Annotated in this window: 9 protein-coding genes; 4 read left to right on the top strand and 5 right to left on the bottom strand. The window is 68.4% G+C overall.

Annotated features, from left to right (window positions below; all coding sequences use genetic code 11):
* Window positions 1-141 precede the first annotated feature (141 nt).
* From G4D86_RS15985 to map, 5 genes are all read right to left on the bottom strand, one after another.
* Window positions 142-1,899: a hypothetical protein gene (locus G4D86_RS15985; protein WP_163994511.1), complete on the bottom strand. Its 1,758-nt coding sequence runs from the start codon at window positions 1,897-1,899 to the stop codon at window positions 142-144.
* On the bottom strand, window positions 1,896-2,552 hold the full coding sequence (locus G4D86_RS15980; RefSeq protein ID WP_163994507.1) for a hypothetical protein: 657 nt from the start codon (window positions 2,550-2,552) through the stop codon (window positions 1,896-1,898). The genes G4D86_RS15985 and G4D86_RS15980 overlap by 4 nt, the downstream gene beginning before the upstream one ends.
* Before the next feature lie 272 nt (window positions 2,553-2,824).
* Entirely contained in the window at window positions 2,825-5,236 is a 2,412-nt protein-coding gene (locus tag G4D86_RS15975) for an ADOP family duplicated permease (RefSeq protein WP_163994504.1), read from the bottom strand.
* 213 nt (window positions 5,237-5,449) lie between these two features.
* Complete coding sequence (locus G4D86_RS15970) at window positions 5,450-6,118, bottom strand: DUF2231 domain-containing protein (protein ID WP_163994501.1); 669 nt, start codon at window positions 6,116-6,118, stop codon at window positions 5,450-5,452.
* Window positions 6,119-6,157: 39 nt separating this feature from the next.
* The gene (map, locus tag G4D86_RS15965; RefSeq protein WP_163994498.1) at window positions 6,158-6,988 is read right to left on the bottom strand and encodes a type I methionyl aminopeptidase; all 831 of its coding nucleotides are present in this window, start codon (window positions 6,986-6,988) and stop codon (window positions 6,158-6,160) included.
* Window positions 6,989-7,091: 103 nt separating this feature from the next.
* On the opposite strand from map, the gene G4D86_RS15960 reads away from it, so the two are divergent.
* The 4 genes from G4D86_RS15960 (at window position 7,092) to G4D86_RS15945 (ending at window position 12,536) form a co-directional block, all read left to right on the top strand.
* Window positions 7,092-7,370, top strand: a complete 279-nt coding sequence (locus tag G4D86_RS15960) for a LysR family transcriptional regulator (protein WP_163994496.1) — start codon at window positions 7,092-7,094, stop codon at window positions 7,368-7,370.
* A gap of 420 nt (window positions 7,371-7,790) precedes the next feature.
* The gene (locus tag G4D86_RS15955; RefSeq protein ID WP_205519590.1) at window positions 7,791-8,552 is read left to right on the top strand and encodes a nucleotidyltransferase family protein; all 762 of its coding nucleotides are present in this window, start codon (window positions 7,791-7,793) and stop codon (window positions 8,550-8,552) included.
* The gene (locus G4D86_RS15950; protein ID WP_163994492.1) at window positions 8,536-9,951 is read left to right on the top strand and encodes an AAA family ATPase; all 1,416 of its coding nucleotides are present in this window, start codon (window positions 8,536-8,538) and stop codon (window positions 9,949-9,951) included. Before G4D86_RS15955 ends, G4D86_RS15950 begins: the two co-directional genes overlap by 17 nt.
* The gene (locus G4D86_RS15945) at window positions 9,948-12,536 is read left to right on the top strand and encodes an AAA family ATPase (protein WP_163994490.1); all 2,589 of its coding nucleotides are present in this window, start codon (window positions 9,948-9,950) and stop codon (window positions 12,534-12,536) included. The genes G4D86_RS15950 and G4D86_RS15945 overlap by 4 nt, the downstream gene beginning before the upstream one ends.
* The last annotated feature ends 16 nt before the right edge of the window (window positions 12,537-12,552 follow it).

The following is a 12,552-nucleotide window of genomic DNA, read 5'->3' as shown; positions in this document are numbered from 1 at the left end:
CCACCGGGGCCGCTGTGGAAACGTGCCGTGTCCGCTCGGCCGTGGGCGCATGCAACACGGCCGTGCCCGCGTCCGAAGTCGTGGCCTCGGAGCGCGCCCGACACCCTGCGAAGAACAGCACCAGCAGGAAGGCCCCGAGCCTCACGGACACTCGGCGTACAGCACCGTGCCGTCCGCCGACACCTGGAAGTCCCTGCCCTCCACCTGCCCTCGCGCCAGCAGCAACTCCCGCTTGCGGCGCACCGCCTCGCGACGTGCCTCCGCCGGCCGCTCCGCATGCGGAACGAAGGGCTGGAGCCGCGCCGGCCCGCCCTTGTCGTCCGGCGCGTAGCGCGCCAGCAGCGTGCGCCCCTTCACCGGGCCCGTGCCGTCGTCCGCGTCACCGTCATCCAAGAAGTCCAGCGCCAGCGAGCCCCACTCATTCACATCGCAATCACACGCACCGCACCCGGGATAGCTACACCCCAGGAAGCCGTCGCGGCACGCGGCGCACGCCGCCTTCGGCGACGTACCGCACGACGCGCACCCGTTGCTCCCGCGCGAATACGAGTACCACCCCGAGTTGCTCACTCCCGTGAGCTGGTAGCGGTAGTTCATCACGCTGTCGTGCACGACGCTGTACTGGTTCACCACGTCGTTGCCGTTGTGGTCCAGCGCCAGGTTGTGTCCCAGCTCGTGGATGAAGGTGCCGCGCTGCTCTCCGGCGCTCGGGCTGCTCCAGCACCCCATGCTGATGATGACGTCGTTGCCCAGCATCTCCGCCCGGCCCGACGAGCACGACGTGCTGCTGGTGTGCTTGTAGGCCCACATCACGTAGTGGAAGTACGGCCGCCGCTCCGGGTTCGCCGTGGAGAAGGAGCTCCCCTTCAGCGTGTAGAAGTCCACCCCGCCGCTGCACGCGCCGTAGCAGACCACCTCGTACCAGGGCAGCGTCCCGTCGATGAACGCGTGCAGCCGCACCCCGGAGTCCTGGGCGAACACCGCCGCCGCGTCCGCCACCAGCGCCGGGTACGGCTGCCGCGTCAGGTACGGGTTCGTCGGGTGCTGCATCCAGTCCACTTCCACGTAGATGTCCCGCGCCGTGGGGCTGCCCCACTCGGAGAAGGAGAAGCCGTCGTTGCCGAACAGCTCCAGCGCGTCCGGCACCATGTCCCCGTCCGAGTCCGTCTCCTCCGCGTTCAGCCCCACCAGCGGCTCCAGCGCGTCCGAGAGGCCGTCCTCGTCCCCGTCGTTGTCGTCGAACACCGTGGACCACAGCTCCTCGTCATGGACGAAGCTCGCCGTGCCCGTGCTGCCCGGGTAGCGGCCCACCACCACGCGCTGGGCTCCGGCGTTCTGCGTGGTCGTCGCCACGACGCGCGGGTAGGCCTTCGGCCCGCTGTCGTCGTCGAGCTGCAGGAACTCCGTGTTGGAGCGCAGCAGGAAGAGGAGGTGGTCTCCAGCATTGGGCGTCGTGGAGTTGGCGCGGAAGGTCTCCTTCGCCTTCCACGAGAAGGCCACGGGCACACCGCCGAAAGGCTGGTTGGCCAGGAGCAGCGTGCCGTTGCGGTACAGGCTCGCCGTGCCGCCGCGCCCGTCCGCGTAGGCGCGCACCCAGACGCGGTAGTAGCCCGAGTCCGGTGCGACGAAAGTCACACACGAGCGCGTCGCCCCCGCGCAGTCGTCCCCCACCGCAACCTGGCTCCAGCCGCTCCGGTCTCGCAGCACGTGCAGCACCGTGTCCGGCGACGTGCCCGTCAAATCCCGCGTCTCGAAGGTGTATGTCTGGCCAGCGTCCAGGTACGTGCTCAGCCAGATGAAGCTGCCCCAGTCGCGCGAGGCCACGTAGTGGGGCCCGGCCATCGCCATCACTGGCACCAGCAGCAACAGCGCATGGAGCACTCTCAAGTACGCCTTCATCGCGACTCCTCCCGGCCGAAGAACCACTCCTTGAAGACTTCCTGCTGGTGCGCCTGCTCCTGGGGAGACAGGTCCTTCCACTTCACCCGCTCCGCCGCGAGCGCCTGCTGGTAGCGCGCGTCCACCTCCCGCGCGCGGGCGTCCGCGGCGGAGGGTTCGGGAGGCGCCGCCAGCTTCGCGGCCAGGTTCAGCGCGGCCAGGTAGCGCCGCTCCTTCGCCGCGCGAGTCTCGGGCGTCGCGTCCAGGAAGGCCCGCTCCGTGCGAGTCACGAGCGCCGCCACGTCGTCCACCGACTCCTCGCGCAGCAGCGCTTCCTCGTCCGGCGTCAACGGCACCAGCGCCTGGGCCGCGAACCGGGCCAGCGCGGGCGACGCGGCCCGAGCACGAGCCACCTCCACCACCGTGCCCTGGCTTCCCGTGGCGAGCTCCACCTGCAACCGGGGACCGGGCGCATCCTTCGTGGTGTCAGGAGCGGGCGACGCGTCACTCCGCGCGACGGCGGGCGCCACCGACGGGGGCGCGGCGACCATCCCCGAGCGCACCGGCGCATCCTCGAGCACCCAGCGGGGCACCAGCAACGGAACTCCGGCCGCGAGCAGCAGGATGCCCAGCACCGCGCCCCCCACCCCTGCCATGTCCACCCGTGCGCGCATGCGTCCCCCGGTCGCTGCCACGCAGCTCTAGCGCCATTTCCCCGTGACTTCAAACCTCCCGGAAGACGAGGGCTCCGTCGGGTGACGCGCACGGGCCGCGAGGAGCCTCCAGAGGCGCGTCACAGGAAGGGGCCACCAGGAGGCTCACGTCACCTCGGCCCCAGGGGCCGGGCCTTCTGCCGCGTGAAGTGCATGGTCCGCGAGGACACTCCCCTCGGCGCCGAGCGCCCCGGGGTGAACACTTCGACGCCAGACCTCGGGGAGGACGGCCCTCACCCGTCCCGCTTGAGCGCCTCGTTCGGCGCCACGCGCATGGCGGAGGCGGCCGGGAGCCAGCTCGCCGCGAGCGCGGTGAGCAGCAGCGCCACGGGAGCGCCGAGGAAGATGAGCGGGTCGTACGTGGACACGCCGTAGAGCATCGCCGCGAGCGCCCGCGCCATCAGCGCCGCCCCCAAGAGCCCCACCGCGAGCCCCAACCCCGTGAGCCGCAGTCCCTGCCCGATGACCATGCGAAGCAGGCGGCGCGGTGTCGCGCCCAGGGCGCTTCGAATCCCCAGCTCGCGGGTGCGCTGCGCCACCCAGAAGGCGAGGATGCCGTAGAGGCCCACCGCGGCCAGCACCATCGCCAGCACCGCGAAGGCGCCGAGCAGCCATCCCACCACGCGCACCTGGGCGTAGCTCTCCTCCACCACCGTCTCCAGCGGGCGGACCTTCACCATGCGAAGGCTTGCATCCGTCGCGCGCAGCCGCTGATGCAGCAGGGGCATGAGCTGACCTGCGGGCAGCGTGGACTTCACCGCGACGCTCAGGGTGTGGCGCAGGTCCTGGGCCAGGGGCACGTAGACGTCGCCCGAGGGCACCGTGGACAGCCGCTCCATCGGCACGTCCCCGACGACGCCCACGACCTCGTGCACCTTTCGCGAGCCGTCATCCACCACATCCAGCTCCAGGCGCGCGCCGACGGCGCTCCGGCCCGGAAGGAAGCGGCGGGCGAAGGCCTCGGTGACGACCACCACGCGCGGGCTGGAGGCCGTGTCCCTCGCATCCGGGTAGCGCCCCTCCTTCAACGGGATTCCGAGCGCCCGGAAGTAGCCCCCGGTGACGGGCATGTACCCGGCCTGGGCCGATGCCTCGGTGGGGGCGGCCTCTCCCATGACGTGCACGCCCGTGGTCTGCCGCCAGACGCTCCCCGAGAAGGGCAGGTTGCCCGTGAGGCCCACGGCCTGCACTCCGGGAATCGACGCGAGCTGGGCGATGAGGCTCCGCGCAACGGAGGCCGCGGCGTCTTCTCCCGCGTACTTCTCCAGCGGCAGGAACACCTCCGCCACCGTCACGCCGCGCGCCTCGAAGCCGAGGGGCACATTCTGGAGCTTCCACACCGTGCGCAGCATGAGCCCCGCGCCTACCAGTGGCACCATTGCCAGCGACAGCTGCACGACGACGAGCACGGAGCGGGTGAAGCCCATCGACGTGACGCGCGTGCCCCGCGCCATGGGAGCAAGCGCCCCCGGCCCCCGCGAGACATGGAGCGCCGGCAGCAGGCCCACCAGCACCGCCGTCGCGACGGAGACCACCGAGGCCGTCACCAGGACGAAGGGCTCGACACCCGGCCCGGACACGAGCTGCGGCGGGACGAGCGTGCCCAGCAAGTCCCGCCCCCAGAGCGCGATGAGCAGGCCGAGGATGCCCCCGAGCAGCGCCCGGACTCCGCTCTCCACGAGCACCATCCGGGCCAACTGCATCCGGCTCGCACCGAGCGCGAGGCGCACCGACATCTCGTGCATGCGCGCGCTGCCCCGCGCCAGCAGCAGGTTGGCGAGGTTCGCGCACCCGAGCAGCAACAGCAGCGCCGCCACCGCGCTCACCACCTGCAGCTGCGTCTGGGATTGCTCCACCCAGAGCTGGTGGAGCGGCTCCAGGCTCATCCCGGTGACCACCACGCCCGGAACGCGCTCGGCACCCATGGCGAGCTGGACGAGCTCGGAGCGTCCCTGCTCGGGAGCGACGCCCGGCTGGAGCCGCCCGAAGACTCGCAGCGCGCTGCCCTGCTCCGTGGCCGGGTCCAACACCAGCGGCTTCCAGACCTCCACCTCCGGCTCGAACTGGAAGCTCGCGGGAAGGACACCGACGATGGTGTGGACCCGGTCGTCCAGGACGATGCTCCGCCCGAGGACACCCGGGTCCGCCCCGTACAGCCGCTGCCACAGGGAATGCGAGAGCACGGCCTCGCCATCCCGTCCCGGCACCTCCAGCTCCGTTCCCCAGAGCCGCCCCAGCGAGGGCTGCACTCCGAGCATCGGCAGGAGCCCGACGGAGGCGCGGCCCACCATCAGTCGGTCATCCGCCTCCGTTCCGCTGAGCACCTGCCTTCCGCCCTGGAAGCCTTCGATGCGGGAGAAGCCGTGCGCGCCCTCGCGCCAGGCATTCCACACGGGGAGGATGACTCGCGCCCTGTCGCGGTGGGGCCCCGCGCCCGCGCCCGGCGTGGTGGTCTGGAAGAGCCGGTAGAGCTGCGATGCTTCCGGGTACGGCAGAGGCCGCCAGAGCACCTGGTACACGACGCTGAAGACGGACGTGGTCGCTCCGATGGAGAGCGCCAGCGTGGTGACGACGACCGCGGTGAACACCTTCTCGCGAAACATCGAACGGACCGCGAGCCGGAGTTCCAGGAGGAGTGAGGACATTCAGGGAGGTGCTGAAGCGAGCGGGCGGGCAGGCCCGTGAGAGCCTGGGAGGGGTCTCACGGACGTGAGCAACAAGAGTGCCACGGCCACCGCTTCAGGACGACGCCGCACGTCTCACGGGGACGGCGGTGAGCCGTCCCGGGCGTCCAGCAGGCCTGCCCGGAAGTGGGAACACGCTGTCCCATTCCCGAGCACACCGCACCGTGCGCGGACCTACGCCTGCGGCATCGCGCGCCCCGAGAGGGAGGACGTGTCGAGCGGCAGCGGCAGGGTGGCGTCCTCACTGGAGCGAAGGCCCTCGGCGCCGGGAGCCAGCGGCCGCGAGCCGGTGAGCAGCTCGCGGGCTCGCGACACCAGCCACTTCACGCCCTGGAGCGCGTCCTTCACCAGCACCACGGGCGCCCGGGCCGACAGCAGCGGAGGGCCCTTCAGCGTGCCCTGCGGCGAGTCCTCGGGCATGGGGTTGATGCCCACGCCCAGCTCGTAGACCATCTTCCCGCCGAGCGACGCCGTGTAGACCGCCAGCCCGCACGCGGCCAGGCCCAGCACCGTGGAGAGAACGGTGGGCTCGCGCTTCAGCCGCCAGGCCGTCACACCCATCGCTCCCACCAGGATGACGGCGTTGCCCACGCCGTGCAGGAAGGTCATGTCCCGGGCGCGCGGCGAATCCATCCGCACCTCCTGGCTGGCGGCCAGTCCCGCGACTCCCGCGAACACGCCGCCCAGCGTGCCCGCCACCCACACCCGCCGGGCCACCTTCGCCCAGGCCCGGTCGCCCGTCGTCACCGCGATGAGGTCCGCCACCGCCGCCGTGGGCAGTAGCGCCAGCGGCGCGTGGACCACCGCCGGGTGCAGCTCATGCAGCAGCATCTCTCTCTTCATCGCCCGCCCTCCTGGCTTCGACGGTGAAGGGTAGGCACCTCACTGAGCCACGGCAGGCACGGCTGCCTGCCCGCCCTCCAGGCGTATCGTGCCAGGTACGGGGATGCGGAGCGGCAGCTCCTGCCGGGTGAGCACTTCGCAACCGTCACCCGTGACGATGAGGGTGTGCTCGAACTGGGCGGAGAGACGCCCGTCCTCCGTCACCACCGTCCACCCGTCCGGCATCAGGCGGATGCCGGGGCGGCCCAGGTTCACCATGGGCTCGATGGTGAGGACCATGCCCGAGCGCAGCTTGATGCCCGTGCCGCGCTTCCCGGTGTGGGGCACCACGGGCGGCCCGTGCATCTGGTGGCCGATGCCGTGACCACCGAACTCCTCCACCACGCTGCAGCCCTCCTTGCGAGCGAGCTCCTCGATGGCCGCGCCGATGTCGCCCAGCTTCGCGCCATGCCGCACCACCGCGATGCCCGCGTCCCGGCACCGGCGCGCCACGTCCACCACGTGCCGGGCCTCCGCCGACACCTCGCCGATGAGGAACGTGGCCGAGGTGTCACCGTGGAAGCCGTCGAGGAACGTCGTCACGTCCACGTTGATGATGTCACCCGGGGCGAGGTGCTCGTCCGGGCGGGGGATGCCGTGGCACACCACCTGGTTGCGACTGGTGCAGACGGTGGCGGGGAAGCCATGGAAGCCCAGCTGGCTCGGCTTGCCTCCCCGGCGCGCCGTGTCCTCGCGAACCCACGCGTCGATGTCCGCCGTCGAGATGCCGGGGGCGAGGCGCGATGCGACATGGGCCAGCGTGCCGGCGGCCGCCTGGCTTGCTCGGCGCAGGCGCTCCACGTCCGAGCCCTTGAACAGGGGAATCGTCATGGCGGACAAGGTGGCGTTCACTCCGGCACGGCGTCCAATGCTGTTTCGGCATGACAGCGGCCTCGCGTGTACGGGCGCTGGTGCACGAGGTAGACTTCGCGTCGTGAGCCTCACGCACATCCAGTCCTTCGTCGCCGTGGCCGAGGAGTGCCACGTGGGCCGAGCCGCGCGGCGGCTGCACCTGACGCAGCCTCCGCTCAGCCGACACATCCTCGCGCTCGAGGACGAGCTCGGCGCGCCCCTGTTCGAGCGGACCGGTCGCGGCATGCGCCTGCTCCCCGCGGGCGAGGCGTTCCTGGTGCATGCCCGCCGCATCCTCTCGGAGGTCGACGCGGCGGTGCACACGGTGCGGGGCGTCGTGGGGAACAGCGGCGAAAGCTGAGCAGTCCGAAGCACCTTCAGAACATCAGGCAGGAGCCAGCAGCCGACGTCCTCGGGAGCACCGGGCAAGACGAGGCCACGGCTCGCGCCAGTCCGTGCACCCGCCTCCCACGTGAAGACAATCCCCGAGCCGGGATGGAGTCTCCGCGGGCGGAGCCCTCAGGAGGACGCCTCCCCAAAGCCTGGAATGGCCAAGGGATTGCTCTGCCGACCGAGCTTTCGGGAGCCCATGACAGCGGGACTTGCCAACAAGCTTGTTGCACAACTGGCTTGTTGTGGAAGCGCTGGGTTCCATGAGGAGAGTGGTGTGGCGACATCCGACAACTGGATACCTGAGGCCATCCGCCGATTGGTTGATGAGCATTTCCCCTGGGCTGAGCAGACGCCCCGGCCTCCGCAGTGGGAAGACCGGCTTGCGTATGTGCACCAGTGGCTCGTCCGGGAAACGGGCATCTACCGGAACATAGCGACCAGCCTGCTGGCCCGAATCGAGCCTCTCCTCACCGCCCTGCGGGCCTCCCTTCCCGAGGGTGAGCGCGAGCGGCTCTTCGCCCGGGTCGACGCAAGCCACATCGTCAAGTCCCCCGACAGTATCCTGGAGAAGATGGCCCGCTCCTGGAGCGGGCCCGAGACCCCACCGAAGGTCGGCTTCCACAACCTCGACCAACTCAAGGATCTGGGCCGCTTCCGCATCGCCGCCAACTTCTTGGGGGATGTCGAAGCCATCACCCGGCACCTCGCGGATCCCTACAACGCCACGAAGGCGGAGGGCCTCACGCCCGAGCAGCGCCGCCTTCGCGACGAGTTCCAGCTTCACGACAACCAGTTCGAGAACCTCATCTCGGTCCTCCCGTACCAGCGCACCAGCGGGGAGCGCTGCATGAAGGGCTGGTTCAGTCCGAGGCAAGCGGGCTTGAGGGGGTACCGCGTCGAAGTGCAGCTCCTCACCCTCTCCCAGGAGTCCTGGGACAAGAAGGAGCACTGCCTCCTCTATGAGCCGGCACGCAGGCGCGAGCCCGTGCCCGAACACCACCGCATCCTCTGTACCGAGCTGAGCGCAACCCTCTGGCTCGTGGACCTCCAGTTCGACCAACTCCGGCGCGAGGCTCAGGCCTTGCGCGCGAAGCGTACGAGCGCCCCGTCCGACAAGTCCCAGGAGGTCCCCCATGCGCCTGCGCAATGAAGCATTGGGAACGGGCAGCCTGCTGGTGCGCGCCCACCCCGACGGCCCTCATCACAACGCCAGCCTCCTCTTCCTCGTCGAGGGCGCCGCCGACATCCAGACCCTGCGCGACATTGAGCTTGCCTGCGCCTCCATCGTGGGAGACCGGTATCGTTGGCATACCGTAGCGAACCAACAGGACCTCACGAGCGTGGGACTTCGTATCGACCCTGCACGCGTGACGCGGCTCGAGGTCGCTGAATTGAGAGGCCTCTCCCTCGAAAAGCTACGCCTGCTGCTCACCCCCGCGCTCGGGCAGCTTCAACTGGGGCATCCATGCTTTCCCAGCGCTACGCGCGTGGAGGGAGGCGTGGCCCAGGGCGTGGACTTCCTTGGCCGGGAAGAGGAACAGGTCCATCTCCGGGAGCTTCTTACCCGGGGTGAGCATGTGCTCCTCGTGGCGCCGCGCAGGTCCGGCAAGACATCGCTCTTGCGCCGCTTCGCTGAAGCAGCGACTCCGGAGCTTCAGCCGGTCTTCGTGGATGCACAGCCCTTCCAATCGGCCGAGGCGCTTACCGCAGGGCTCATGGCCCAGCTCACGGGGCAGCGCTTCACGGAGGTGCTGAAGCAGGTACGCGCCCGAGGCTGGCCCGAGGCGTTGCGTGACACGGTTCGTGCGCTGGCTTCGGGCCCGAAGCCGCTGGTGCTCATCCTGGACGAGCTTGTCTTCCTGCTCGACACCATCAGACGTCCCGCGGACGTCCTCGCACTGCTCCATGCGCTTGACTCAGCAGTGTCCGGAGCCGGAGCCCGACTCCTGATTGCAGGCTCCCTGTCCCTGGAACAGCTCGCACGGGACATAGGGATTGAAGCCCTGCCCGGCGTGTTCGGAGCGCTCCGCCGCTTCCCGCTTCCTCCCCTGGCCCAGGGGCGGCTCGCACTCGACTTGCGGCGTGTGCTGATGGGAACCGGACTGGTCGCCGACCCGGCGGACCTCGACTGGCTCATGGCCAACGTCGACCTGGGGATGCCCTACCCCGCCCTTCGCTTCCTGGCACACCTCGCATCCTCGGCTTACGAAGGCCCACTGAGCACAGCGGCGCTGGAGCAGGAACTGGCGGACTACCTGTCCAGGACGGAGGTGTTCGCGGACCTCTTCAACCAGCTGCGCTGGATGGCCCAGAAGGAGCTGGCCGCGGCCCAGGCGGTCGAAGGCGTTCTCGACCGCTTGTCGCAGAGCCCTCGTCCCCTCCATGTCATGGATGTGCGGGCATGGCTGGGCGACACCGAAACGGAGCAGGTACGCCGTTTCACCTGGCTGATGGAGAACTTCCCGGTGACCCTTGATGGGGAGCAGGTCCGAATGGCCTCACGTCTCTTCCAGCGCTTCTGGCGGATGCAGCAGGAGGTGTCCCGATGACGGGACAGGTATCGCTCTACAACCCGCGTACGACGCCTCCCGAGCAGCTCGAAGCGATGCTCGTTGGCCGGGACGCGTTACTCAAGGAGGTGCTCGACAACCTCCGGGAGCAGGCCCGGGCGCGGACACACCAGCACTGGCTGCTTCGAGGGCCCCGGGGGATGGGCAAGACGCACCTCACGGGCATCATCCACCACCGCGTCAAGGAAGACGCGGAGCTATCGCGTGCATACCTTCCCCTTTGGCTCGGGGAAGCGGATGTCTACGAGGTCTACTCCCCCGCGACGCTGCTGGAGCGAATCGCCGAGCGTCTCGTCGAGGCCAGGCCCGACTCCGAACTCGGTGCCTCCCTGCGCGCGCTGGAGGGCGTGGGAGATGAGGAGGGCCTCTTCCAGGAGTTGGTGCGGCTGCTGTCGGAGGAAGCGAAGAGGCAGGACCAGACGCTGCTCGTCCTGATGGAGAACCTGGATGCGCTCCTGGAGGGATTTGCGCCCAAGGAGCGTGCGGCGCAGCTCCGCCAGCTCCGCTCACTCCTGTTGCATGACCCGCACTTCCTGTTCATCAGCACCACACCGACCCGTTATCTGGCCGAACTGACGGACCCGAAGAAGCCGCTCTACAACCAATTCAAGGAGCGGAACCTCAAGCCGCTGACCGTGGAAGAGGTCGGCACGGTCTTCTCGAAGCTCGCGGCCCTCACCGGACGTCACGGCATGGAGCAGGTGCTGGGAACGGGACAGGATGCGGCGCTGCGACAGAAGGTCATCCATCAGCTCACGGGGGGGCTTCCACGTTCCGTGGTGATGGCTTTCGGAGTGATGCAAGACAAGTCCGGCATCCAGGTGCTGGTGGAGGACCTCCGGAAGCTCCTCGACGCGCAGACCGCCTACTTCGAGGCACGGCTCGCACGCCTCGCGCCGCGTGAGCGCGCGATTGTCACCGCGATGGCCCTGGCTTCGGAGAACCTCACCCTCAAGGAGATTGCAAGTAGGAGCCGGCTCCCGGAGAAGACGCTCTCGACGTTGATTTCCCGCCTCGTCCAGGATGGGCACGTGGAAATCACGGTGGGCACGGGTGGGAAGGGGACGGTCTACGGGCTCAGCGAGGGACTCTTCCGGCTCTGGTACCAGTACCGGAAGGGCCGGCTGCTCTTGGAGCCACTCGTCAGGCTCCTGGCCTACCTCTTCAAACCCAGCGAGTTGCAGGACACCATTAGCAGTCTGAAGCAGCACCTCTCCGTGGAGGGACCTGAACGAGACTCGGCGCGGCTGGCACTCCAACAGACGGAAGAAGCACTTCGGCTTGCCACCTCGGAAGATGGCCGGCGCGACAGGGAGCGACTGTGGAGCGAATGCCTCGAAGACGCGAAGCAGAGTCAGGCCATCGCGGGATACAGGCGCATCATCGAGCAGATACAACAATCCATGGCAACTCCCCTTTCTGAGTCACGAGGTGCGGGAGACATTCCCTATTCCAACCTCATCACCCAGGTCGTGGATGCCGCGATGGTCCTTCCCGAGCCCATGGCTCGTGACTGTACCGAAAGTCTGATGGCACGCCTGTGGCTCCTCATTAATGAAGACTCGCAGGCCGGAACAGCAGCGCTGACGCACCTGCTACACCATCTCGACGGTCGGAATGCGCCTTCACTCAGTGGAGCGGTGCCCCTTGTCCATCTGGCACTTGGGATGAGCCTTGAGCAGCTCGGCAGATATGAGGAAGGGCTGCGGCACATCAACGAGGCATTGCGCCATTCCAAAGGAGCCCCGCCCAACAAGTTCAACATCCCCCTTGAACTGGGACTGTGGCAACGAGCGATTCTGTTGGAGCACTTGGAACGCGTTCCCGAAGCCGTACGTGAATACAAGGAATTCATCCGACAGGTCATGGCTCGCACCATCGACATGCCGGTCGCCGGCTTCAGGGCCGCACACAGACTCAGCAGCCTATGCATAAGGATAGAGGACGACGTGGGAGCGGAGCAGGCACTTCGCTCCCTGGTCCAGTTGGCAGATGGCTCTGAGCTGGAAGAAAATGACCGCAAGATTCTCGGCTACGCGAAGCTTCTGCTCGTCACGCTCTCAATGACACGCGGCGAGCTTCTGCCTCCTCAGATTCTCGCCTCCTACGAGCAATGGCTTCGTGACTTCCCGACGAATGACATGAACGAGGATGCTCGAAGGGTGTATCGCATCCTCAAACCCGTTGCAGAGGCATGGACTGAGGAGAATCCCCGGGTGGCCGCGGAGACATTCCTGGCCAACCCGGCCGGCTTCTATCTCTTCGTGGAGCCCTCGCAACTGCGCCAGTTCCTCGACGAGCTCGCGAAGCAGCTTCCGCCGGATCTGCAGGCTCCACTCCATGTCCACCACATTCTCGCGGACGCATTGTCGGCCACGTTATCGAGCGTGTTGGAGGAAGCTCTGAAGAAGCCCACCTCCCGTTCCGCGCTCAAGGAGATACTGGGGCGATTCCCGTCGGAGCTGCGGCAAATGGTCCAGGAGTTCATGGAGCAGTGGAGCGCAATCCGGAACATCACGTCCTGGTCCAGTGAAAGCAAGGGAGCCAGGCGTCGACACAAGTAGTGCTGACGCCGTTCAG

Origin of the sequence: Pyxidicoccus caerfyrddinensis (genome assembly GCF_010894405.1) — a bacterium.
Classification (GTDB): domain Bacteria; phylum Myxococcota; class Myxococcia; order Myxococcales; family Myxococcaceae; genus Myxococcus; species Myxococcus caerfyrddinensis.
Note: the sequence above shows the minus strand (reverse complement) of the source record. Positions and strands in the feature narration are given on the sequence as shown.

Bases quoted from the DNA above. Each gene is read 5' to 3' on its own strand.
- G4D86_RS15985 (WP_163994511.1), bottom strand. From the start codon at position 1,899: ATGAAGGCGTACTTGAGAGTGCTCCATGCGCTGTTGCTGCTGGTGCCA.
- G4D86_RS15980 (WP_163994507.1), bottom strand. From the start codon at position 2,552: ATGCGCGCACGGGTGGACATGGCAGGGGTGGGGGGCGCGGTGCTGGGC.
- G4D86_RS15975 (WP_163994504.1), bottom strand. From the start codon at position 5,236: ATGTCCTCACTCCTCCTGGAACTCCGGCTCGCGGTCCGTTCGATGTTT.
- G4D86_RS15970 (WP_163994501.1), bottom strand. From the start codon at position 6,118: ATGAAGAGAGAGATGCTGCTGCATGAGCTGCACCCGGCGGTGGTCCAC.
- map (WP_163994498.1), bottom strand. From the start codon at position 6,988: ATGACGATTCCCCTGTTCAAGGGCTCGGACGTGGAGCGCCTGCGCCGA.
- G4D86_RS15950 (WP_163994492.1), top strand. From the start codon at position 8,536: ATGCGCCTGCGCAATGAAGCATTGGGAACGGGCAGCCTGCTGGTGCGC.
- G4D86_RS15945 (WP_163994490.1), top strand. From the start codon at position 9,948: ATGACGGGACAGGTATCGCTCTACAACCCGCGTACGACGCCTCCCGAG.